Source organism: Duganella sp. CT11-25 (assembly GCF_047302815.1).
Lineage (GTDB): Bacteria > Pseudomonadota > Gammaproteobacteria > Burkholderiales > Burkholderiaceae_D > Rugamonas.
The window spans coordinates 5,371,504-5,394,331 of sequence record NZ_JBKBFD010000001.1 but is presented as its reverse complement, the minus strand read 5'-3'; the positions used below and the strand labels follow the sequence as shown (position 1 = coordinate 5,394,331).

General features: G+C 63.7%; 22 protein-coding genes. 10 read left to right on the top strand and 12 right to left on the bottom strand.

Features of this window, described 5'->3' with window-relative positions:
* Positions 1 to 2 precede the first annotated feature (2 nt).
* The 4 genes from mrdA to ACEN9F_RS23225 all read right to left on the bottom strand — a co-directional run bounded on the left by mrdA (position 3) and on the right by ACEN9F_RS23225 (position 4,851).
* Positions 3 to 2,060: a penicillin-binding protein 2 gene (mrdA, locus tag ACEN9F_RS23240; RefSeq protein ID WP_413423742.1), complete on the bottom strand. Its 2,058-nt coding sequence runs from the start codon at positions 2,058 to 2,060 to the stop codon at positions 3 to 5.
* A 15-nt stretch (positions 2,061 to 2,075) separates the two neighbouring features.
* Positions 2,076 to 2,588 carry a rod shape-determining protein MreD gene (mreD, locus tag ACEN9F_RS23235; protein ID WP_413423740.1) on the bottom strand — a complete coding sequence of 171 codons (513 nt, stop codon included), beginning with the start codon at positions 2,586 to 2,588 and terminating at the stop codon, positions 2,076 to 2,078.
* Complete coding sequence (gene mreC / locus ACEN9F_RS23230) at positions 2,585 to 3,715, bottom strand: rod shape-determining protein MreC (RefSeq protein WP_413423738.1); 1,131 nt, start codon at positions 3,713 to 3,715, stop codon at positions 2,585 to 2,587. The genes mreD and mreC overlap by 4 nt, the downstream gene beginning before the upstream one ends.
* Before the next feature lie 92 nt (positions 3,716 to 3,807).
* On the bottom strand, positions 3,808 to 4,851 hold the full coding sequence (locus ACEN9F_RS23225) for a rod shape-determining protein (RefSeq protein WP_008445008.1): 1,044 nt from the start codon (positions 4,849 to 4,851) through the stop codon (positions 3,808 to 3,810).
* A gap of 272 nt (positions 4,852 to 5,123) precedes the next feature.
* On the opposite strand from ACEN9F_RS23225, the gene gatC reads away from it, so the two are divergent.
* The 8 genes from gatC to ACEN9F_RS23185 all read left to right on the top strand — a co-directional run bounded on the left by gatC (position 5,124) and on the right by ACEN9F_RS23185 (position 12,231).
* Positions 5,124 to 5,426: an Asp-tRNA(Asn)/Glu-tRNA(Gln) amidotransferase subunit GatC gene (gatC, locus tag ACEN9F_RS23220; RefSeq protein ID WP_209725246.1), complete on the top strand. Its 303-nt coding sequence runs from the start codon at positions 5,124 to 5,126 to the stop codon at positions 5,424 to 5,426.
* A gap of 107 nt (positions 5,427 to 5,533) precedes the next feature.
* Positions 5,534 to 7,006, top strand: coding sequence for an Asp-tRNA(Asn)/Glu-tRNA(Gln) amidotransferase subunit GatA (gene gatA, locus ACEN9F_RS23215; protein ID WP_413423736.1), 1,473 nt, complete (start codon positions 5,534 to 5,536; stop codon positions 7,004 to 7,006).
* Positions 7,007 to 7,032: 26 nt separating this feature from the next.
* Entirely contained in the window at positions 7,033 to 8,493 is a 1,461-nt protein-coding gene (gatB, locus tag ACEN9F_RS23210; protein ID WP_413423734.1) for an Asp-tRNA(Asn)/Glu-tRNA(Gln) amidotransferase subunit GatB, read from the top strand.
* A gap of 114 nt (positions 8,494 to 8,607) precedes the next feature.
* Entirely contained in the window at positions 8,608 to 9,219 is a 612-nt protein-coding gene (locus tag ACEN9F_RS23205) for a hypothetical protein (RefSeq protein ID WP_413423732.1), read from the top strand.
* Positions 9,220 to 9,381: 162 nt separating this feature from the next.
* Positions 9,382 to 9,846, top strand: coding sequence for an N-acetyltransferase family protein (locus ACEN9F_RS23200; protein ID WP_413423730.1), 465 nt, complete (start codon positions 9,382 to 9,384; stop codon positions 9,844 to 9,846).
* A 123-nt stretch (positions 9,847 to 9,969) separates the two neighbouring features.
* Positions 9,970 to 10,341 (top strand): BlaI/MecI/CopY family transcriptional regulator, encoded by a 372-nt coding sequence (locus ACEN9F_RS23195; RefSeq protein ID WP_413423728.1) that lies wholly within the window; start codon positions 9,970 to 9,972, stop codon positions 10,339 to 10,341.
* Positions 10,338 to 11,630, top strand: coding sequence for a M56 family metallopeptidase (locus ACEN9F_RS23190; protein WP_413423726.1), 1,293 nt, complete (start codon positions 10,338 to 10,340; stop codon positions 11,628 to 11,630). Before ACEN9F_RS23195 ends, ACEN9F_RS23190 begins: the two co-directional genes overlap by 4 nt.
* Before the next feature lie 97 nt (positions 11,631 to 11,727).
* Positions 11,728 to 12,231 carry a TlpA disulfide reductase family protein gene (locus ACEN9F_RS23185; protein WP_413423724.1) on the top strand — a complete coding sequence of 168 codons (504 nt, stop codon included), beginning with the start codon at positions 11,728 to 11,730 and terminating at the stop codon, positions 12,229 to 12,231.
* A gap of 27 nt (positions 12,232 to 12,258) precedes the next feature.
* Here the strand turns inward: ACEN9F_RS23185 and ACEN9F_RS23180 are convergent, their stop codons facing one another.
* From ACEN9F_RS23180 to pyrE, 3 genes are all read right to left on the bottom strand, one after another.
* Positions 12,259 to 13,116, bottom strand: a complete 858-nt coding sequence (locus ACEN9F_RS23180) for an alpha/beta fold hydrolase (protein WP_413423722.1) — start codon at positions 13,114 to 13,116, stop codon at positions 12,259 to 12,261.
* Entirely contained in the window at positions 13,116 to 13,487 is a 372-nt protein-coding gene (locus ACEN9F_RS23175; RefSeq protein WP_413423720.1) for a hypothetical protein, read from the bottom strand. The genes ACEN9F_RS23180 and ACEN9F_RS23175 overlap by 1 nt, the downstream gene beginning before the upstream one ends.
* An 84-nt stretch (positions 13,488 to 13,571) precedes the next feature.
* A complete protein-coding gene (pyrE, locus tag ACEN9F_RS23170; RefSeq protein WP_413427153.1) occupies positions 13,572 to 14,237 on the bottom strand; it encodes an orotate phosphoribosyltransferase in 666 nt (221 codons plus the stop codon).
* Between the two features lie 96 nt (positions 14,238 to 14,333).
* On the opposite strand from pyrE, the gene ACEN9F_RS23165 reads away from it, so the two are divergent.
* Both ACEN9F_RS23165 and ACEN9F_RS23160 read left to right on the top strand, forming a co-directional pair.
* Positions 14,334 to 15,104 carry an exodeoxyribonuclease III gene (locus tag ACEN9F_RS23165; RefSeq protein ID WP_413423718.1) on the top strand — a complete coding sequence of 257 codons (771 nt, stop codon included), beginning with the start codon at positions 14,334 to 14,336 and terminating at the stop codon, positions 15,102 to 15,104.
* Between the two features lie 135 nt (positions 15,105 to 15,239).
* A complete protein-coding gene (locus ACEN9F_RS23160; protein WP_413423716.1) occupies positions 15,240 to 17,972 on the top strand; it encodes a beta strand repeat-containing protein in 2,733 nt (910 codons plus the stop codon).
* A gap of 6 nt (positions 17,973 to 17,978) precedes the next feature.
* Here ACEN9F_RS23160 and ACEN9F_RS23155 read toward each other — a convergent pair whose 3' ends face one another.
* The 5 genes from ACEN9F_RS23155 to metX are packed head-to-tail and all read right to left on the bottom strand — an operon-like array spanning position 17,979 to position 22,776.
* Positions 17,979 to 18,866, bottom strand: coding sequence for a pseudouridine synthase (locus tag ACEN9F_RS23155; protein WP_413423714.1), 888 nt, complete (start codon positions 18,864 to 18,866; stop codon positions 17,979 to 17,981).
* The gene (locus ACEN9F_RS23150; protein WP_413423712.1) at positions 18,866 to 19,738 is read right to left on the bottom strand and encodes a M48 family metallopeptidase; all 873 of its coding nucleotides are present in this window, start codon (positions 19,736 to 19,738) and stop codon (positions 18,866 to 18,868) included. Before ACEN9F_RS23150 ends, ACEN9F_RS23155 begins: the two co-directional genes overlap by 1 nt.
* Positions 19,725 to 20,984 (bottom strand): AmpG family muropeptide MFS transporter, encoded by a 1,260-nt coding sequence (locus tag ACEN9F_RS23145; protein WP_413423710.1) that lies wholly within the window; start codon positions 20,982 to 20,984, stop codon positions 19,725 to 19,727. The genes ACEN9F_RS23150 and ACEN9F_RS23145 overlap by 14 nt, the downstream gene beginning before the upstream one ends.
* Complete coding sequence (gene metW, locus ACEN9F_RS23140) at positions 20,984 to 21,607, bottom strand: methionine biosynthesis protein MetW (protein ID WP_413423708.1); 624 nt, start codon at positions 21,605 to 21,607, stop codon at positions 20,984 to 20,986. The genes ACEN9F_RS23145 and metW overlap by 1 nt, the downstream gene beginning before the upstream one ends.
* Positions 21,604 to 22,776: a homoserine O-succinyltransferase MetX gene (metX, locus tag ACEN9F_RS23135; protein WP_413423706.1), complete on the bottom strand. Its 1,173-nt coding sequence runs from the start codon at positions 22,774 to 22,776 to the stop codon at positions 21,604 to 21,606. Before metX ends, metW begins: the two co-directional genes overlap by 4 nt.
* Between the last annotated feature and the right edge of the window lie 52 nt (positions 22,777 to 22,828).

Genomic DNA, 22,828 nt, shown 5'->3' with positions numbered 1-22,828 from the left:
CCTTATTGTTTCTTCCGCGTCGGCGCAGGCGGCTGCGGCGCGGGCGTCACCACGGCCGGCGCCGGGGCCGGAGCGGGGGCCGGCGGCGCGGGCTCGCGCTTGGCTTCGACGGCGGCGGCGGCGGCTTCGGCCGCGCCGGGCTCCTCGATCGGATCGAAGGCCACCGCATCTTCCTTCGGCACCTTGGTGGTTTCCTTGTCGGCCGGACGCTTGCCCAGCAGGTAGAAATCAAGCGCCTTGCGCGCGATCGGCGCGGCGATTTCCGCGCCCCAGCCGGCATTCTCCACCACCATCGCGACCACGATGCGCGGCTTGTCGGCCGGCGCGAAGGCGGTGTACAGCGCGTTGTCGCGCAGGCGTTCGGCCAGCGCGGCCGAGTTGTATTTCTCATTGGCCTTGATCGCCACCACCTGCGCGGTACCGGTCTTGCCGCCCGAGGTATAGCCGGCGCTGGCGAAGGCGCGGTAGGCGGTGCCGCCAGGCTCGCTGTTCACGCCCACCATCGCGCTCTTGACGAGGTCGATGTTCTCCTGCTTGAGCGCGATGCGGTAGCTTTCCTTCGGCACGGTCAACTTGCGCGCGCGCGTCGAGCCGTCTTCGATGATCTTGACCAGGTGCGGCTTCATCACCACGCCGTCGTTGGCCAGGTTGGCCATCGCGTGGGCGATCTGCAGCGGCGTGTACGAGTTGTACCCGGAGCCGTTGCTGACCGAGATGGTGTCGCCGCCGACCCACTTCTGCGTGGCCGCGCTCTTGAAGCGCTTGCGCTTCCACTCCTTGGACGGCAGCACGCCGGTCTTTTCGTTTTCAAGGTCGATGCCGGTCTTCTCGCCGAAGCCGAACGGCTGCATGAAATCGTGGATGGCGTCGATGCCCATGTCGTTGCCGAGCTGGTAGTAATAGGTATTGCAGGAGACGATGATGGAGCGGCGCAGGTCGACGTTGCCGTGGCCGCCCACTTTATCGTCGCGGAACTTGTGGCCGCCCAGGTAGAAGTAGCCGGGATCGGGATAGGCCTGGGCCGGATTGCGCTTGCCCAGCTCCAGCGCGGCCAGCGCCATGAAGGGCTTGAAGGTGGAACCCGGCGCATAGGTGCCGGACAGCGGACGGTTCACCATCGGCCGGTCCAGCGAGGTATTCAGTTCGTTCCAGCTTTGCGAGTCGATGCCGTCGACGAACAGGTTGGGATCGTAGCCAGGGCGCGAGACATAGGCCAGGATGTCGCCGGTCGACGGCTCGATGGCGACGAAGGCGCCGCGCCATTCGCCGAAGGCTTCCTCGACCACCTTCTGCAATTCGATGTCGATCGACAGGATCAGGTTATTGCCCGGCGTGGCGGCGGTGCGCGACAGCGTGCGGATCGCGCGCCCGCCTGCCGACACTTCCACTTCCTCATAGCCGGTCTGGCCGTGCAGCTGCTTCTCGTAGCTCTTCTCCAGGCCTTCCTTGCCGATATGGTCGGTGCCCTTGTAGTTGGGCGCGTCGTCGGTGGCGTCGATGGCCTTGATCTCGGACTGGTTGATGCGGCCGATGAAGCCGATCACGTGCGAGGCGGTCTCGCCCAGCGGATATTGGCGGAACAGGCGCGCCTGCACTTCGACGCCGGGAAAGCGGAAGCGCTGCGCCGAAAAGCGCGCCACCTCTTCGTCGGTCAGGCGGGTGCGCAGCGGCACGCTCTCGAAGCCCTTGGATTCCTCCAGCAGCTTCTTGAAGCGCTTGCGGTCCTTGAGCTCCACCGACACCAGCTTGGACAGCTCGTCGATGGCCTCGTCCAGCGTGGTGCTCAATTTGGAGGGCGTGATCTCCAGCGTGAAGGCCGAGTAGTTGCGCGCCAGGACCACGCCGTTGCGGTCCAGGATCAGCCCCCGGTTCGGCACGATGGGCACCACCGCGATGCGGTTCTCTTCGGCCTTGACGGCGAAGTCGCTGTGCTTGATGACCTGCAGCCAGATGAAGCGCGCCAGCAGCAGGCCGAAACAGAAGAACACCATCCCGCCCAGCACCGTCAGGCGCAGGCGGAACTGCTGGAGTTCGCGCTGGTTGTCCTTGATCTCAGTCATGCCGGGACCAGGACGTCAGATAGGCCGGGTGTGGTCGCGATCGACCGCGCGCCGCTGCGGCGCCAGCAGCAGCCAGGTCGCCAGCGGCCACAGGGCCACGGCGATGACGCTTTCGATGAAGTAGAACCAGTTCGGGAATTTGCCGGACACGAAGAAGCGCACGATCAGCTGCACCGACTGCGCCATCACCAGCAGCGGGAACACGTGCATGGCCTGGGTCAGCAGCGGGAACCACAGCACCCGGCGGTGCAGCATGATGGCGAAGTAGGACAGCAGCGTGTAGGCCAGCGCGTTCTCGCCCAGCAGCGTGGAGTCGTGCACGTCCATCAGCAGGCCGAGGAAGAAGGCGGTGCCGATGCCGACCTTGCGCGGCTGGTGCACGCCCCAGAACACCAGCACCAGCGCGACGAAGTCCGGCACGCCGACGAAGCTGCCCCAGGGGAGCAGGTTCAGGAGAAAAGCGCAGAACAGGCTGAACGCGATGAACAGCGGGCTGACCGGCAGCAGTATGTAATGTGGACGATTCATCGTGCCGGTTCCTTCGGTTTGACGGCGGCTGGCGCGGCGGCGGCGGCTGGTGCGTTGGCGGCTGGTGCCGCGGTGGCCGGCGCGGCGGCGGGAGCATCCGCCGCCGGCGCAGGTTTCGGCGCCGGCGCAGGCATCACCGGGATCAGGCCCGGCGCGCCGCCCGCTGCCGGCGTGGCCGCGGCGGCGGCAGGCTGGCCATCGACGCCCTCTTTCGGCGCCTCCTTGATCGGCGCCATCTTGTTGTTATGTTTCCGCAGCGCGCGCTGCTCTTCGTCCGGCGGACGCGGAGGCATCTCCGGCGTCGACATCAGGATCAGCAGCTGCGTATTGTTGGAGATGCCGGCCAGCGGCTGGCAGATCACGCCGCCGAAGGAACCGCCGGCGCTGTTTTCCACCTGCGTCACGCGCGCCACCGCCAGGCCGGCCGGGTAGATGCCGTCCAGGCCCGAGGTGACGACGATGTCGCCGACCTGGATATCCGCATTGGGCGCCGTGAAGCGCAGTTCCAGCGCGCCCGACTTGCCGCGCCCATAGGCCACGCTGCGCAAGCCGTTGCGCAGCAGCTGCACCGGGATCGCCTGCTCCTTGTCGCTCAGCAGCGTCACTTCGGAGGTGAACGGGAACACGCGCGTGACCTGGCCGACCACGCCCTGGTTGTCGATGACGGGCAGGCCGAGCACCACCTCGCTGCGGGTGCCGCGGTCGAGGATGATCTTGCGGCTGTTGACGTCGCGCGCGTCGTACAGCACCTCGGCCAGCTGGGACTTGACGGGCAGGCGCTCGCGCGCGTCCATCAGGCGGCGCAGCTGGGCGTTTTCCGCCGTCTGGAGCTGGGCCTGCTGCAAAGCCTGGGCGCCGGCGATCTGCTGGCGTTTGAGCTCGCGCACCTGCTTTTCCAGCGACGACAAGGTGGAGAAATAATCGCCGACGCCATAGATGGCGTCGCGCGGCAGCAAGGCCGCCTTCTGCAACGGCGACAGCACCGTTCCAGCGAAAAAGCGCACCGTCTCCAGCGTGCGCATGTGCGAATCAACCAGCAGCAGTGCAATCGATATGCACGCGAACACCGTCATCTTGACCCGGGCCGAAGCGCCTTGCTTGAAAAGTGGCGGAGGACTGTATTCCATGACTTCCAAATAATCCGGCGCTCGCGCGCCAACGAGACTGTCAACTCACCCTAATGCATCGGGGCCGCTATTGGCGGCCCCGTCTAGTCAGATCATTCGTAGGAGAAGATCGAGCCCAGTTGGTCCATCCGCTCCAGCGCCATGCCCGAGCCGCGTACCACGCAAGTCAGCGGATCTTCCGCCACCAGCACCGGCAGGCCGGTTTCCTCCATCAGCAGGCGGTCCAGGTCGCGCAGCAGCGCGCCGCCGCCGGTCAGCATCATGCCTTTTTCGGCGATGTCGGCGCCCAGTTCAGGCGGCGTCTGTTCCAGCGCGTTCTTGACGGCCGAGACGATGTTGTTGAGCGGGTCGGTCAGCGCTTCCAGGATTTCGTTGGACGAAATCGTGAACGAGCGCGGGATGCCTTCGGACAGGTTGCGGCCCTTGACTTCCATTTCCTTGACTTCGGAGCCGGGGAAGGCCGAACCGATGGCTTTCTTGATCGCTTCCGCGGTCTGTTCGCCGATCAGCATGCCGTAGTTGCGGCGGATGTAGTTGACGATCGCTTCGTCGAACTTGTCGCCGCCGACGCGCACCGAACCTTTGTAGACCATGCCGCCCAGCGAGATGATGCCCACCTCGGTGGTGCCGCCACCGATGTCGACCACCATCGAGCCGGTAGCGTCCGATACCGGCAGGCCGGCGCCGATTGCCGCGGCCATCGGCTCTTCGATCAGGTAGACCTGCGAAGCGCCCGCGCCCAGCGCGGATTCGCGGATCGCGCGGCGCTCGACCTGGGTCGAGCCGCACGGTACGCAAATGATGATGCGCGGCGAAGGACGGAAGAATTTGGAGTCGTGCACCATGCGGATGAACTGCTTGAGCATCTGTTCGGTGACGGTGAAGTCGGCGATCACGCCGTCTTTCATCGGGCGGATCGCCTCGATGTTGCCCGGGACTTTGCCCAGCATCTGTTTTGCTTCTTTACCAACTGCCTGGATCGTCTTCTTGCCGTTCGGTCCGCCCTCTTGGCGGATGGCTACGACCGATGGTTCATCAAGGACGATGCCTTGGCCGCGGACGTAGATCAGAGTGTTGGCCGTGCCCAAGTCGATGGCCAGATCGGTGGAAATATACCTGCGTAAAAAACCAAACATGTGTGTCCTGTGGCGCCACTAATGTGCGCGTAAGCCGTTAAAGGGAATCCGTGTCGGATGCGGCGGCAGCAATGATTCAGCGCCGGCAACGCATCAACCCGCCATTCTACCTTATAATTTGAATGCGATTTGCCGAAAATCCAGCCAAAAGTGTGGCGGCGCAAGCAGCAAATACGCGGCAATCGTCGACTTTTGCCGGTGAGTAGGCAGAACTTCAAGATTTTTATCAATATAACAACCAAACCTTGCGCGGTCCGTCCGCGCCATTCGCCATGTCCCTGACCCTATCCGACGTAACACGCATTGCCAAACTGGCCCAACTTGAGATGAGCGAGCAGCAGTCCGCCACCGCGCTGGAGCAGCTGAACGGCATTTTCGCGCTGGCCGAGCAGATGCAGGCGGTCGACACCGACGGCGTCGCCCCGCTCAGCCACCCGCTGGCGGCGCACATGAATAACATCGCCCTGCGCCTGCGCGAAGACGCGGCCACCGAGGCCAATCGCCGCGAGGACTACCAGGCCGTCGCGCCCAAGACCCAGGACGGCTTGTATCTGGTGCCGAAAGTGATCGAGTAAGACCCGGAACCTCTAGACCGTCATTCCCGCGCAAGCGGGAATCCATACCCAGCATGGGTCCCCGCTTGCGCGGGGACGACGCCGCAACGAATCTGAATTGAAACGCCATGCACACCAAAACCATTAAAGAGCTGTCCGCGCTACTGCAAAGCAAAGCCATCACCGCCACCGAACTGGCGACGCACTTCCTCGACCGTATCGAAAAAAGCGACCTGAACGCCTTCCTGCACGTGGACCGCGCGCTGACCCTGGCGCAGGCCGCCGAGGCCGACGCCCGCATCGCCGCCGGCACCGCCTCCGCGCTGACCGGCGTGCCGATCGCGCACAAGGACATCTTCGTCACCCGCGACTGGCGCTCGACCGCCGGCTCGAAAATGCTGGCCAACTACGTCAGCCCGTTCGACGCCACCGTGGTGCAGAAATTCCGCGACGCCGGCATGGTCACCCTGGGCAAGCTGAATTGCGACGAATTCGCGATGGGCTCGGCCAATGAAAACTCGGCCTTCGGTCCGGTCAAGAATCCGTGGGACAAGAACGCCGTGCCCGGCGGCTCGTCGGGCGGTTCCGCCGCCGCCGTGGCCGCGCGCCTGGCGCCGGCCGTCACCGGCACCGACACCGGCGGCTCGATCCGCCAGCCGGCCGCCTTCTGCGGCATCACCGGCATCAAGCCGACCTACGGCCGCGTCTCGCGCTTCGGCATGATCGCCTTCGCCTCGTCGCTGGACCAGGGCGGCCCGATGGCGCAAACGGCCGAAGACTGCGCGCTGCTGCTGAACGCGATGGCCGGCTTCGACGAGCGCGACTCGACCTCGCTGACGCCGGAACTGGGCGGCGTGGATGAAGACTTCACGCGCGAACTGGGCCAGCCGCTGACCGGCCTGCGCATCGGCGTGCCGAAGGAATACTTCGGCGAAGGCCTGTCGGCCGACGTCGAGCAGGCCGTGCGCGCCGCGCTGGCCAAGTACGTCGAGATGGGCGCTACGCTGGTCGATATCTCGCTGCCGAACACCGCGCTGTCGATCCCGGCCTACTACATGATCGCGCCGGCCGAAGCATCGTCCAACCTGTCGCGCTTCGACGGCGTGCGCTACGGCCACCGCGCCGAAGGCTACAAGGACCTGGCCGACATGTACCGCAAGACCCGCGCCGAAGGCTTCGGCGCCGAGGTCAAGCGCCGCATCATGGTCGGCACCTACGTGCTGTGCCACGGCTACTACGACGCCTACTACCTGAAGGCGCAAAAGATCCGCCGCCTGATCGCGCAGGATTTCGAAAAAGTGCTGAACGGCCCGGATGCCGTCTGCGACGTCATCATGGGACCGGTCGCGCCGACCGTGGCCTGGGACCTGGGCGACAAGTCGGACGACCCGGTCGCCGCCTACCTGGCCGACATCTTCACACTGTCGACCAGCCTGGCCGGCTTGCCCGGCATGTCGATCCCGGTCGGCTTCGGCAACAAGAACCGTCCGGTGGGCCTGCAGATCATCGGCAAGCATTTCGGCGAAGCCAGGCTGCTCAACGTCGCCCACCAGTACCAGCTGGCGACCGACTGGCACACCCGCGCTCCGGCCGGCATCTAACATACAGAACACAGAGCGAGAATCATATGGAATGGGAAGTCGTCATCGGTCTTGAGAACCACGTGCAGCTCACGACCGAATCTAAAATTTTCAGTGGATCGCCGATCAAGTTCGGCGCCGAACCCAACACGCAAGCCAGCCCGGTCGACCTGGCGCTGCCGGGCGTGCTGCCGGTGATGAACAAGCAGGCGGTGGACCGCGCGATCCGCTTCGGCCTGGCCGTGGGCGCCAAGATCGCGCCGGCCTCGATCTTCGCCCGCAAGAACTACTTCTATCCCGACCTGCCGAAGGGCTACCAGATCAGCCAGTTCGAGGACCCGGTGGTCATCGGCGGCTCGCTGACGTTCGGCTTTGAGAAGGATGGCGAATTCGTCACCAAGACCGTCAACCTGACGCGCGCCCACCTGGAGGAAGACGCCGGCAAATCGCTGCACGAAGACTATGCCGGCATGAGCGGCATCGACTTGAACCGCGCCGGCACGCCGCTGCTGGAGATCGTCTCCGAGCCGGAGATCCGCAGCGCCGCCGAGGCGGTGGCCTACGCCAAGGCCCTGCACTCGCTGGTGATGTGGCTGGGCGTCTGCGACGGCAACATGCAGGAAGGCTCGTTCCGCTGCGACGTCAACGTCTCCGTGCGTCCCAAGGGCCAGAAGGAATTCGGCACCCGCTGCGAGATCAAGAACCTGAACTCGTTCCGCTTCATCGAGGAAGCCGTGCACGTCGAAGTGCGCCGCCAGATCGAGCTGATCGAAGATGGCGGCAAGGTGGTGCAAGCGACCCGCCTGTACGATCCGGACCGCAAAGAGACGCGCGAAATGCGCAGCAAGGAAGACGCCCAGGATTACCGCTACTTCCCGGACCCGGACCTGCCGCCGCTGATGATCTCCGACGAGTGGATCGCGAAGGTGAAGGCTTCCATGCCTGAACTGCCGGCCGCCATGCGCGCGCGCTTCGTCAGCGAATACGCGCTGCCGGAATATGACTCGCTGGTGCTGACCGCATCGAAAGCGATGGCGACCTACTTCGTCGCCGTGGTGGAAAAAGCCGGCAAGGAAAACGCCAAGGCCGCCGCCAACTGGCTGATGGGCGACGTCTCGTCGACCCTGAACCGCGAAGGCGTGGACCTCGACGACGCGCCGGTATCGGCGCCGCAGCTGGCCGCCATGCTGAAGCGCATCGCCGACGGCACCATCTCCAACAAGGCCGCGAAGGAAGTCTTCGCCGGCATGTGGGAAGCCAGGTCCAGCGACGAGAACCTGGTCGACGCCATCATCGAAGCCAAGGGCCTGAAGCAGATTTCCGACACCGGCGCGCTGGAAGCGATCGTCAACGACGTCATCGCGGCCAACGAGAAATCGGTCGAGCAGTACCGGGCCGGCAAGGAAGCCGCGCTCAACGCGCTGATCGGCCAGGCGATGAAAGCCTCGCGCGGCAAGGCCAACCCGGCCCAGCTGACCGAACTGCTGAAAGCCAAGCTGGCCGGCTAAGCACCTCGTTCACAATCCCATTGCACCCCGTAAGTTGCAAGGCTTACGGGGTGTTTTTGTCTGAGCGGTTGCTGGCTACTGGTTGTGTTCGATAACCCTCTTCACAATTGAGTCATGTATAACGTCATAGAAATGAAAGATGAGCTGAACGATGCAATGTTGATCGCACGCTCCCGGATCAAGACGCAGTTCGTTACGGCATTTAAGAAGTTTTATCAGAATAACCAAAGCCCAGCAGCCACTGCACTACCTGCGCCAAGGATCGACGTCGTTGCGCTGACGACACTCCAGGACCTCAAGGGTATTTTCCGCGGAGAGGGTTTTTACGTTATTTTTACAGACCGACCGGTAGCAAATAACACTTGCGAACTTTGGGCTGGCGATCTTCAAGCGGTCTACCGGGGCGAATGTTCGACGACCAGGAAGAGAATAACAAGCCATCTGTTCAACGCGAAATACAAGGAAGAATACGCGGTACGCAAGGAGCGATATGAAAGCGCTCAAAAGAATACAGGCCGGGATTTTTATGAGCCATTTTGGGCACATTGCATCAAACTTGATGAAGGTAGTCCAGGAGGCATCAACCTGGAACAGGAACCTTATAACAACTACAAATGGCTGGTCGCTGTCCATCGCATGGAAGACAGCTCACAGCAGGTTAGAGAGCTGGCAGAACTGGCATTCGATGAAGCGTTTGGTCATCCGGCCGCTAGTCGTGACAGGTGATTGCATCATGCCGGCAGGCGCGCGCGGGCCAAAGAACGGCCACTTGCGCGCGCGAACCGGCACCGTGATAAAGCACGTGTTTTGCAGGGGGTGAAAACTGATACCCTGCGTAGTCCACCTTTGATACGAAAACCGCATCCGATGACCGACACAAGAATACGTTTGGCTGTTCCGGGAGATGCCGGCGCCATCGCCGCGATGGCCGTGGCGTTGACCGAGGAAATCTCCGCGCGCCTCGGCGTCCAGGCCTTCAACCTGGACCCGCAGAAAACCGCCAGCCTGTGCTACGCGCTGCTGCGCGAGGAAAAATACATCGCATTGATCGCCATCGCCGAAGGAGAGGCGATCGGCTTCGTCGGCATCTCCGAAGGCCGCGCCCTGTACGCGGAAGGCGCGCTGGCGACGATGCAGGAATTCTTCGTCGCCCCACCCTACCGCGCCAACGGCGTCGGTACGCAGCTGCTGAACGCCACGGCGGAACTGGCGCGCAAGCGGCGCTGGAACCGCCTGGAAGTCTGCACGCCGCCGCTGCCGGAATTCGACCGCAGCCTGGCCTTCTACGAACGTCACGGCTTCGAAATCACCGGCGGCCGCAAACTCAAACGCCTGTTCTCCACAACAGACTAAGCTGAAATAGACATCACTGTCTACTTAGAACAACGCCCTCTTTAGCTGCCGGAAATTAAAGTATACATTTTTGTCTAGACAGACTAATCTACAAATACTTTAGCAAGCTGACAAGAGGGCGCCATGACCATTCCGAAACCGACCGCGGCGGAGCTCGACCTGCTGCAAGCACTGTGGCCGCTCGGCTCGGCCACCGCCAAGCAGGTGCACGAGGCCATGCTGGCCGATAAGCCGGACCTGGCCTACGGCACCGTGCTGCGCCTGATGCAGATCATGCACACCAAGGGCATCCTGATCCGCGACGAGAGCGCCCGCTCGCACGTCTACGCGCCGTCGCAGGCGCAGGACGCGCTGCAAACCAACCTGCTGAAAGACCTGATGCAGAAAGCCTTCGCCGGCTCGGCCAAGGCGCTGGTGCTGGCCGCGCTGCGCTCCGGCATCTCGAAAAAAGAACGCGACGAAATCGAGAAAATCCTCAAGGAAGACAAGCAATGAGCGCCTTCATCTTCGCCCTCGGCCTGACGCTGATGCACTTCCTGTGGCAAGGCCTGCTGCTCGGCTGCGCCACCGCCGTCGCCCTCGCGCTGCTGCGCAACAGCCGCGCCGAATACCGCTACTGGGTTGCCTGCTCCGCGCTGATGGCCTGCCTGTGCTGGCCCGCGCTCGACCTGTACCAGCGCCTGGCCGGCGATGCCGCCGCCGGCGGCGGCGCCAGCGTCTACGTGATGCAACTGGCGGTCCAGACCATCGTCGGCGACGGCACGCCATTCGACCTGCGCGGCTCCTTGCGCGGCATCGTCAGCCTGTGGGCGCTGTGCGCCTGCGTGATGGCGCTGCGCATGATCCTCGGCCTGCTGTGGATAGACCGCGCCAGCAAGCAGTGCGATTGCAACCACCGCCAGAACCAGCTGCGCTGGGAAGCGAAGCTGGCGCATATGGCGCAGCGCTTCGGCGTCGACCGCAAGGTGCGGCTGCGCATCGTCACGACGATCGGCAGCCCGGTGACGGCCGGCTGGTGGCGTCCGATCGTGCTGGTGCCGGCGGCGCTGCTGTCCGGCATGCCGCCCGATCTGCTGGAGGCCTTGCTGGCGCATGAAATGGCGCACATCAAGCGCCACGATTATCTGGTCAACCTGCTGCAAAACGCGATCGAGTCGCTGCTGTTCTACCACCCGGCCGTCTGGTGGATATCGAACCGCATCCGCGCCGAACGCGAATTGATCGCAGACGATTTCGCAGCAAGACAACTGGGCGAACCGCGGCGTCTGGCTCTTGCACTTTCCGAACTGGAGAAACTCCAGTTCTCCCACCACCACCTGGCCCAAGCGGCCAACGGAGGAGATTTGATGGAACGTATCAAGCACTTATTGCGCCCTGCCCCGCAGGCCCTGAACTGGAAGGCCGCGATCCCGATGCTGGGACTTGCAGTGGCCTGCATGTCGATCTACGCCGAAGCCACCGCCGCCGACAAGGCGGCCACCAAGGCCGCCGATCAGCCCGCCGCTTCACTGACAACCGCAGTGGTCGACTTCAACACCTGCGCCAAGCCGCTATGGCCCGAAGGCGCCATCGCCGCCCAGCGCACCGGCACGGTCACGCTGTCGTTCGTGGTCGGCACCGACGGCAAGGCCAAGAAATCCAAGGTGAGGAAATCCAGCGGCCACCAGGACCTGGACGAAGCGGCGCGCACCGGCATCGAGAAGTGCACGTTCAAGCCGGCCACCAAGGCAGGCAAGCCGATCGAGGCGACCACGATGATGCAGTATGTCTGGCTACTGAATTAAGTGTCCCGGTGGCGTGCTGCGTGACAAAGCGCGTGTTTTCGGGGCTTGGCCGGCTGCTATCCTTGGCGGACTTGTACCATGACGAAGGACATCGCGCATGAGCCGTCACCATATTCTCTGCCTGCTGCTTGCGCTGGCCCTGGCGCCGGCGGCCCGCGCCGCCGCGCCGGACATTGGCGACACCCCACCCAGCGTGGTGGGCAAGACACTCTCCGGCGAAGTGGTGGACCTGAACGCCTACAAGGGCAAGGTGGTGGTCCTGTCGTTCTGGGCGACCTGGTGTCCTTACTGCCTGAAGGAGATTCCGGTACTGGAGAAAATTCAGAAGTTGGCGGGGTTCGACAAGGTGCAGGTGATCGCCGTGAACACCGAGGAACGCAAAGTGTTCCGCAGAGCCGAATCGATGCTAAAGATGCTGACGCTGAAGCTGGCTTACGATCCGGACGAGACGACCGCCAAGTCCTACGGCGTCAAGGGCATTCCCCATATGCTCATCATTGGGCGCGACGGCAAGGTCGTGCGCGTCTATAAGGGCTACGACGAATCCTCGCTGGACGGCATCGTGGCGGACCTCAACGACGCCATCCAGGCGGTGGATTAATGCTGGCCACTCCGGCAGCGCGGCGCTTTACGATGCTCTTATACCCGGCATCCAGGCAAGGATGTCGGCAAAGATCCGCTCGCGATTGAGCTCGTTGAAATTCTCGTGGTAGTTTTGCGGATGGCGCTGATAGGTCAGCAGCGATGGCGCGATGGACTGGAGCATCGCTTCCGCCGCATCGGCGTCGGCCAGCTTGTCGTCGCCCGCCACCACGGCGAACACCGGCTGGGTCCACGCCGGCATGCGCGCCGCCAGTCCCTGCTGGGCCGCCGTCAGGGCGTTGCCGAAGCGGACCGTGATCTCGGTGGCGCGGATGCCGTCGCGTTCATCGTCATGATGGCGCGCGGTGATGCCGCTGTCGTGCGTCAGCATATCGGTCAGCGGCGCCAGCGGCACCTTCATGCGCGGCGCCAGCGCGCCCAGCACGCCGGCCAGCGCCAGCAGCACCGGCGATACCTTGATCGCGTTGACGTAGTACGGCGAGGACAGGATGAAGCCCTTGATGTCGGCGTCGCCGGCGAAGTGGCCCAGGCCCAGGTGGGTGGCGATCAGCGCGCCCATCGAATGGCCCATCACATAAATCGGCAAGCCCGGATAGTTGTGCTTGACCCAGGCGAGGAAACGCACGCTGTCGTCGAGGAAGACATGGAAGCCCGGGATGTCGACCCGGCGCGCATCCTGGTGGCCGCACAGGTCGTAGGCCACGGTGGCGATGCCGTGCTGGCGGAAGTACAGCGCCGGCGTGACGTAGTCGCCGCCATGCGCCATGCCGCCGTGGATCGCCAGGATCACCGCGCGCGGCCAGGCCGGCTCCCACACGTGGACGCGGCGCTCGACGCCCGGCCCGCAATGGAAACTGGCGAGCCGGTCTTCGGAGAAACGCATCAGGCGATGATGCTGAGATTAATGCCCATATCCACCAGCATCGACAGGTCGGCCAGCGTGAAGTCCAGGCTAGGGGTTGCTTCGCCGCGCTCGGTGGTGAAGGAGACGCGCAGTTCGGCGGCGACGTCCGAGCGTTCGAAATGGATGCCGCGCGCCTGGCACTCGGCCAGGTAGTGGCGGATCTGCTTGAGCAGCTGGTCCGGATCCTGGTCGGCGCCGATCGAGACATAGAAGCCGGAATCGATGCGCACGCGGCCGTTGGGCTTGACGTCGCCCTTCTGCCAATCGCCGTGCGGCTCGGTCGGCAAGCCGTCGCGGACATCCGCCAGTCCGTCGTCGTCGCCGTGTACTTTGAGTGTTGCGATGTTCATGGAATCTGCCTCTATTTTCCCCGGTCTGAACGCCGTCCCAAAAGGTTACACCATAGAAATTGCAAAGTCTACCAATATGGCCAATTAAGCAATCCCGTAGCGGCTGCGATAAGCCGCCACCGCGTCTTTATGCTGGACCTGCAGCGGATCGGCGCCGGCGCCGTTCAGGTAGCCGAACAAATCGTCCAGGTTGCCGATCGAGATCACCGGGATGCCGTACTTCTGGGTGACTTCCTGCACCGCCGACAGTTCGGACATCTGGCCATCCTTGCCGGCGCGCTCCATGCGGTCCAGCGCGATCAGCACCGCGCACGGCTCGGCGCCGGCGGCGCGTATCATCTCCACCGATTCGCGCACCGAGGTGCCGGCCGAGATCACGTCGTCGATGATGACGACCTTGCCCTGCAGCTTGGCGCCGACGATGGTGCCGCCTTCGCCGTGGTCCTTGGCTTCCTTGCGGTTGAAGGCGAACGAGGTGTTGCGGCCCTTGCCGGCCAGCGCCACCGCGGTGGCCGAGGCCAGGGTGATGCCCTTGTAGGCCGGGCCGAACAGCATGTCGAACTCGACGCCGGAATCGAGCAGCGTCTGCGCGTAGAACTGGGCCAGTTGGGCCAGCGTGGCGCCGTCATGGAACAGGCCGGCGTTGAAGAAGTACGGCGACTGGCGGCCGGCCTTGGTGGTGAACTCGCCGAAGCGCAAGACACCGGTCTCGACCGAAAACGCGATAAATTGCTGGCGTAAATTATTCAGTGAATTCGTCATACTGCCTCATTTCTTTAAAGTGCCCGTATTTTAACGCTACACTAGCGCATTCCAAAATTTCGCAGCGCTTAGCTACCTCACTCTATGCCAAAAATCATCTCCGCCAACCTGAATGGCATCCGCTCCGCCTCCAGCAAGGGCTTTTTCACATGGATGGCCGCGCAGGATGCCGATTTTGTCTGCGTCCAGGAACTGAAGGCGCAAGCGCCGGACATGACGCCGGAATTCCTCAACCCGGGCGGCTACCACGGCCACTTCCACTACGCCGAGAAAAAAGGCTATTCCGGCACCGGCGTCTACAGCAAGATCGAGCCGGACCGCGTGGTGATCGGCTTCGGCGCGCCGGAGTTCGATGCCGAGGGCCGCTATGTGCGCTGCGACTTCGGCAACCTGACGGTGATCTCGGTGTACTGCCCGTCCGGCTCGTCCGGCCCGGAGCGCCAGGAAGCCAAGTTCCGCTTCATGGCGCTGTTCCTGCCGCACCTGCAGCAACTGCACGCCGAAGGCCGCGAAGTGGTCATCTGCGGCGACTGGAACATCGCCCACAAGGAAATCGACCTGAAGAACTGGAAGGGCAACAAGAAGAATTCCGGCTTCCTGCCGGAAGAGCGCGAATGGATGACGCGCATCTTCGACGAAGTCGGTTTTGTCGACGTCCACCGCGGCCTCGATCCGCGCGAAGAACAGTACACCTGGTGGAGCAACCGCGGCCAGGCCTATGCCAAGAACGTCGGCTGGCGCATCGACTACCACGTCGCCACCCCGGGCATCGCCGCCAAGGCCACCACGGTAGCGATCTACAAGGAAGAGAAGTTCTCCGACCACGCTCCGCTGACCATCGAATATCGCGGCTAAGCAGCACGCCGGCAGGCCCGGACCGTTGTTTCAACGCACAAAATCCGGGCCGATTAAATTTCCCAAATGGAAATAATTGTGTTTCATTGTTATCATACGACGTTGTACCTCCGTCACCGATAGCCCGAGACACTTATGACCACGCCGATCCTGCAGTCCATCAACCAGTCCAACAGTAGCACCATCATCCTGCACTTCGATCAGGCCATGGAATCCGGCAACGGCTACATCGTCGTCAGCGACGGCTACAGCCAGTCCTACTTCAGCGGCGGCAGCCTGATCAGCCGCATCGTCGGCGCCACCGACAGCCGCAAGATCGGACTCGGCGAAGGCAACAACATGGGCGACGACGACGGCCAGGTCAGCTATGCCGGCCACGATGTCTTCCTCAACCTGTCGGGCGAGCTCAAGGCCGGACTGACCTACAGCATCACCATGAACAGCAGCGCCTTGTACGGCGACGGCGGCGATAGCTACGGCGGCATCCGCTCTGCCACCCAGTACAATTTCACCACCAACGGCGGCACCAGCGTCAGCGCGCCGAGCGCGGTGGCCGGAGCCGCGATCCACTTCATCGACAACGGCGCCAGCAGCACCGACTACATCACCAGCATCGGCGCGCAAACGGTGACCGGCACCTTCACCGGCACGCTGGGCAGCAACGACTTCGTCCAGGTATCGCTCGACAACGGCGCCAGCTGGCACAAGGCCACCACCAGCGGCAGCACCTGGAGCTACGTCGGCGGCATCGAGACCGCCAACCTGCTCGCCGTCAGCGGCGGCCTGGGCGGCACGATGCTGGCGCGCGTGAGCAACACCAGCGCGCTCAGCACGGCCACGGCCAGCCATAGCTACGTGTACAGCGGCGTCGCCGCCAACACCGCCGCGCTGACCGGCCACGCGCTGACGCTGGCCAGCACCAGCGACACCGGCGCGCTGGACAGCGATGGCATCACCAAGGCGGCCACCGCGGTCGACGTCAACGTGCAGGGCTTGCACGGCTTCCACGTCGGCGACACCGTCCGCATTCTCGACACCAGCAACGGCGGCGCCGTGGTGGGCCAGTACGTCATCCAGCCGAGCGACCTGTACAACGGCACCGGCGACTATATTTCCAAGGGCTTTGAGGATGCGGACTTCCGCGCCAGCCTCAGCGTCACCTTGAACGCGCCTCTGAGCGAGGGCACGCACAGCCTGGTGGCGGTCATGGTGGACACGGCCAGCCTGGTCAGCGCGGCGCCCAGCTCGGCCGGGACCATCATCGTCGACAATGTGGCGCCTATCCTGTCGGGCAGCTCGCCGGTGGAGGAAGGAACTTCGGTCAGCGTCAACCTCGACAAGTTGGAAATCACCTTCAACGAAAACATCGCTATCCTCGACGGCAACATCGTCACCATTACCGATACCAATAATCCGAACAGCTCCCAGGAAGTGACGCTGCACAGCGGCGACGTGGTCGGCAACAAGCTGACCATCAACCTGACCGGCACGCTGAACAGCGGCACCCACTACGAGGTCAAGGGCGCCATCATCAGCGACCTGGCCGGCAATGTCGGCGTTACCGGCGATGATGCGCTGCTGCATTTCAACACCGGCACACCGGTCGTGCAGCCGGCCACGCCGAGCTTCACCTTCAACGACACCGCGCCGGCTTCGGACGCGATTGATTCTCCCCGCCACAGCGACGGCGTCACCGGCGACCCGATGATCCACGTCGAGGGCTTGACCAGCGCCGTATGGTATTACCGCCTCAGCTCGACCGGCAGCTGGATCCAGGGCACCGGCAACTCCTTCCAGCTGACGGTTGCGCCGGGCGACCACGACGGCCTCACCTATGCGGCAAACGAGGTGCAGGTCAAGCAGGTCAACAACGGCATCGACAGCGAAATCTACAGCAACAGCGAGGCGATCACCGTCATCGTTCCCGGCCCGACCGCGTTGCAGGACACCGAACAGACCTCCGGCTTCGACAACGGCGGCAAGGCGATCAACGGCCATATGCATAACAGCACCGACATGCCGAACGAAATCGTCGAAGTCACGCTCGACGGCGGCGCGACCTGGCTCCACGCCACCACCACGGCCGACGGTTCCGGCGCCTTCAACTGGAACCTGGACTTGAACTCCAGCAGCGCGTCGCTGGGCGACGCGGTCGGCGTACGCGTGGTCGACCAGACCGGGACGCCGGGCAATTTCCCGGGCCAGGGCATGCTCACCCACTATTACCTCGCCGACGACGACGCCACCTACACCGACGACTCGAACCTCAGCATCGTCTTCGGCGGCAGCGGCTCGGACACCATCACGCTCGGCAGCAACAGCTATGTGGTTGGCGGCGGCGGCAACGACCACATCGTCACCGGCGCCCTTAGCGAGGTGCACACCGGCAGCGGCAACGATACGATCACCGCCGGCGCCGGCAGTTTCGTCGATGCCGGCGATGGCGACAACACCGTCAACGTCACGGCCGGCGCATCCAGCCTCGTCACTGGGAACGGCGCGGATCTGATCAATCTCGGCACCTTCTACGCCAGCGTCAGCAGCGTGCAGGCCGGCGCCGGCACCGACACGCTGGCATTGAGCTCCGCCACCGCCGTGTCGCTGGCCACCCTGGTCAACGTGGCCGGCATGACCGGCATCGACGTGCTGCAACTGGGCGCCAACACCGTTATCGACCTCGGCGCCAACGGCACCGGTGTCACCGGCCTGAGCGACGCCCACCACCTGGTCATCGACGGCAACAGCAGCAACAGCGTGCTGATGGGCATCAACTGGAGTTACTACGCTGCCAGCGGCGGCTATGTGGAGTATCACTCGCAGGACGGTGCAGTGGTGCTAATCGCCGTGGCGATGGCGCCATCGGCCTAAGCCGGCTTACAGGCTACGGCGGCTGCGGAATTCGCGGCGTTCGCCGCTGAGGGGATCGGTGAAGGCGATGCGGCGCGCCAGCAGCTTCAGGGGCTGCGAGACGTCGTCCTGCTTGCACGGCAGCGCGACCGGATAGAACGCATCGTTGACGATGGGGATGCCCAACGAGGCCAGGTGCAAACGCAGCTGGTGCTTGCGGCCCGTGTGCGGATGCAAACGGTATAGCGTGCAATCGGCGCGGTGCTCGATGACGTCGATCAGCGTTTCGGAATTGGGTTCGCCCGGCTCTTCCTTCATGATGAAGAACTTGTCGCCGTCGACCATGCGGCTGCGGTAGGTGAAGGGGAATTCCCTGCCCTCCAGGCGCGCGGCCAGCGCCTCGTATTCCTTCTCGATCACGCGCTTCTGGAACATCGACTGATAGGCACCGCGGCTGTCCTCGCGGCGCGAGAAGATCACCACGCCGGCGGTCTCCCGGTCCAGCCGGTGGATCGGCGTCAGCGCCGCCTCGCCCAGCGTTTTCTTCAGGCGCACCAGCAGCGTTTCGTGCAGGAAGCGGCCGGTCGGTATCATCGGCAGGAAGTGCGGCTTGTCCACCACCACCAGGTGCTCGTCCATGAACAGGATCTCTTCATGGAACGGGATCGGCGTCTCGGCCTCCAGCTCGCGGTAGTAGAAGATGCGCAGGCCGCGCTTGAAGGCGCTGTGCGGCGCCAGCACATGGCCGTCGCCGTCGACCACCTCGTTGCGCGCCATGCGCTCGCGCCATGACGCTTCCGCCACGTCGGGAAAGCGCGCCACCAGGAAGGTGATCAAGTCCGGCCACTGCCCTTCCGGCAAATACAGATAGCTGGGCGCGACACCGTCGCGCATGGGCAGTGGGGCACGCGACATTATGAGCGCGGCAGGGCCAGCGAGTGATACGCCGGCAGCTTGTTCGGGTCCAGGCCCTTGGCCTTGGCGTACACCGGCAGCACCAGGTGCATATGCTTGTTCATCTCTTCGATGCGTGCGCTGCCGGTCGGGTGGGTCGACAGGAAGGGCAACGGCTGGCTCTTGTTGACCGCGCCCATCTTCTGCCACAACGCGATGCCGGCGCGTGGATCGAAGCCGGCGCGCGCGGCCAGGTCCATGCCGACCAGGTCGGCCTCGGTTTCATCGCCGCGCGAATAGCTCAGCGCCGCGCCCTTGGCCACCACGCCGGCCGCCGCATCGCCGAGGCGTGGATCGACGCCGAAGTAAGCGGCGCCGGCGGCGCCGGCGATGCGCGCCACCAGCGAGGTCGCGTTGTTCTTGCCGGCCTGCTCGCGCGCATGCTCGCGCAGCGCGTGGGCGATCTCGTGGCCCATGACCATCGCCACTTCGTCGTCGGTCAGATTGAGTTTGGTCAGGATGCCGTTGTAGAAGGCGATACGGCCGCCCGGCATGCAGAAGGCGTTGACGGTCGGCGAGTTGAGCAGGTTGACCTCCCACTTCCAGCCGGCAGCGTCCGGATTCCAGCGCGCGGTGTACGGGATCAATCGCTTGGCGATGGCGCGCAGGCGGATCAGTTGCACGTTCTTTTCGGTGGCGACGGCGTCTTTCTTGTGCGCCTCGTTCAGCATCTGGTCGTACTGCAGTTTGGATTGTTGGTCGAACTGGCTCGCGTCGCCGCCCAGGCCGCGCAGGCGCGACATGCTGGTGACGGGAATACCGTCGTTCTGGGCCAAGGCACCGGTGCAGACCAGCAGCGCCAGCAAGGCCGCATTCCATTTAAGCTTTTTCATGTCCACTATTCCAAGGAGCGATTTTCGGCAGCATCATCATCGCAGGAAACGCCAAAATAAAGCACACGATAAAGAACCAGAACCATCCGGTTTCAGCGATCACGAAGCCGACCGACGAGTTGACGAAAATACGCGGCACCGACGACAGCGCGGAAAACAAGGCGTACTGGGTGGCCGTATAACGTAAATCGGAAGACCTCGCCATGAAGGCGACCAAGGCCGCAGCGCCCAGCCCCAGGCTGGCAAAGGCCTCGAAGCCGATGACGGCGGCCAGCAAGGTCGTATTGTGGCCGACCTGCGCCAGCCACGCGAATCCGAGAATCGCAATCGCCTGCAGGAAGCCAAACACCCACAAGCCGCGATTTATTCCCAGCTTCACCATCCAGACGCCGCCGACGATGCCGCCGGCGATACTGGCCCAGAAAGCGGTGGCGTTCGCGGCCCAGCCGATCTCCGTCATGCTGAAGCCCAGGTCCAGATAAAACTTGGTCGCCAGCGCGGTCGCCATGCTATCGCCGATCTTGTACAGCAGAATAAAGGTCAGCAACCATACCGCGCGGCGCCAGCCGTCTCGCTGGAAAAACTCCTTGAACGGCAACACGATCGCCTGCACGATGGTCGCCGGCCGATCGCCGTAGACCGCCGGCTCCTTGATGAGCAGTGCGCAGACCAGGCCCGGCAGCATGAACGCCGCCGTAATCCAGAACACCGGCTGCCAGGGCATGCGGTCGGCCAGGATCAGCGACAGCGCGCCGGGAACCATGCTGGCCACCTTGTAGGCATTGACATACACCGCCACGCCCAAGCCTTGCTCCTCGTCGCTCAGCGTCTCGCGGCGATATGCGTCGATCACCACGTCCTGGCTGGCCGACAAGAACGCCACCAGGCTGGTCGCGGCGACCACTGCGGCGACCTGCAATTTGGGGTTCAGCATGCCCATGCCGCCAATCGCAAAGAACAACGCGACCTGCGTCACGATCATCCAGCCACGGCGCCGGCCAAAGCCGCCGAAGTCGAATCGGTCCATAAACGGAGCCCACAGGAACTTCCAAAAATACGGAAACTGCACCAGGGCGAACAATCCAAGCGCCTTCAGGCTAAGGCCGGAGGTCGCCAGCCAGGCCTGCATCAGGTTCAACAGGATATACAGCGGCAAACCGGAGCTGAATCCGAGTATGACCAAAGCCGCCATGCGGCGGTTCAGATAGGTGTGCCAGTTCGCGATCGGTGCGGTTTTTTCAGTCATCAGTGGGCGACCTTCGCAGCTACCTTCTTACGCAGGCGGAACACCGCCAGGTCGCCGCGCAGGTTGGGCAGGAAGGAGACGCGGCGGCCTTCGGCCAGCGCCACGCATTCGATCACTTCCAGCCCGCACTCTTGCGCCAGGTCGCGGAAGTCGGTGATGGTGGCGCAGCGCACGTTGGGCGTGTCGTACCACTCGTACGGCAGCGATTCCGACACCGGCATGCGCCCCTTCAGCAAGGCCACGCGGTGCGGCCAATAGGCGAAGTTGGGAAAGGACACGATGGCCTCCTTGCCGACGCGGACGATGTCGCGCAGCAGCGCCTCCACATGCTTCATCATCTGCAGCGACGACAGGCACAGCACCGTGTCGAAGGAGTTGTCGCCGAAGATCGACAGGCCGTTTTCCATGTCCTGCTGGATCACCCGCACGCCGCGCCTGGTGCTGTCCAATACCTTGTCGTCGGCGATCTCGATGCCGTAGCCGCTGCACTGCTTGTCGCTCTGCAGATAGTCCATCATCACGCCGTCGCCGCAACCGACGTCCAGCACGTGGGCATTCTTGGGTACCCAGTGGGCGATGAAGGCCAGGTCCGGCCTGGCGGTGCTTAGTTCGTTGAAGTTCATGCCGCGCTTCTTTCTACATCATTGATTTCATTCCACACCTGGCCGTAGTAGGCGCGCACCATGTTCAGGTAGCGCGGGTCTTCCAGCAGGAAGGCGTCGTGGCCGTGCGGCGCGTCGATTTCGGCATAAGTCACCTGGCGGCGGTTGCTCACCAGCGCCTGCACGATTTCCTGGCTGCGCTCCGGCGAGAAGCGCCAGTCGGTGGTGAACGAGGCCAGGAAGAACTTGGCCTTGGTCCCCGCCAGCGTCCTGGCCAGGTCACCGCCATGCGCGCGCGCCGGGTCGAAATAGTCGAGCGCCTTGGTGATCAGCAGATAGGTGTTGGCGTCGAAGTATTCGCTGAACTTGTCGCCCTGGTAGCGCAGGTAGGACTCGATCTCGAAGTCGACGCCGAAGCCGAACTTGTAGTCGCCCGCCTCCGCAGGGTTGTCGCCGATGTCGCGCAGCTTGCGGCCGAATTTTTCGGCCATGTCGTCGTCCGACAGGTAGGTGATGTGGCCGACCATGCGCGCCACGCGCAAGCCGTTCTTCGGCACCACGCCATGTTCGTAGAAGTCGCCGCCGTGGTAGTCCGGATCGGACAGGATGGCCTGGCGCGCGACGTCGTTGAAGGCGATGTTCTGCGCCGACAGCTTGGCGGTCGAGGCGATCACCACGCAATGGCGCAGCCGCTCCGGGTACATGATGGACCAGGCCAGCGCCTGCATGCCGCCCAGCGAACCGCCCATGACAGCGGCGAACTGCTGGATGCCCAGCGCGTCGGCCAGGCGCGCCTGCGCCGCCACCCAGTCCTCCACCGTCACCACCGGGAAGGCCGCGCCGTAAGGCTTGCCGGTGGCCGGGTTGACGTGCATCGGGCCGGTCGAGCCGAAGCACGAGCCGAGGTTGTTGATGCCGATGACGAAGAACTTGTCGGTGTCCAGCGGCTTGCCGGGACCGACCATATTGTCCCACCAGCCCAGGCTTTTCGGCTGGCCTTCATATTCGCCCGCGACGTGGTGCGAGGCGTTCAGCGCGTGGCAGACCAGCACCGCGTTCGACTTGTCGGCATTGAGCGTGCCGTAGGTCTCGTACATCAGCATGTAGTTGTGCAGCGAGGCGCCGCTTTGCAGCAGCAGCGGCTGCGCAAATTGCATGGTTTGCGGAGAAACGTATCCTAAGGATGGCATGTGGTTTAGTTTTATTTTTTGGGTTGGCCCCACGGGCCATCTATCAAGGTGG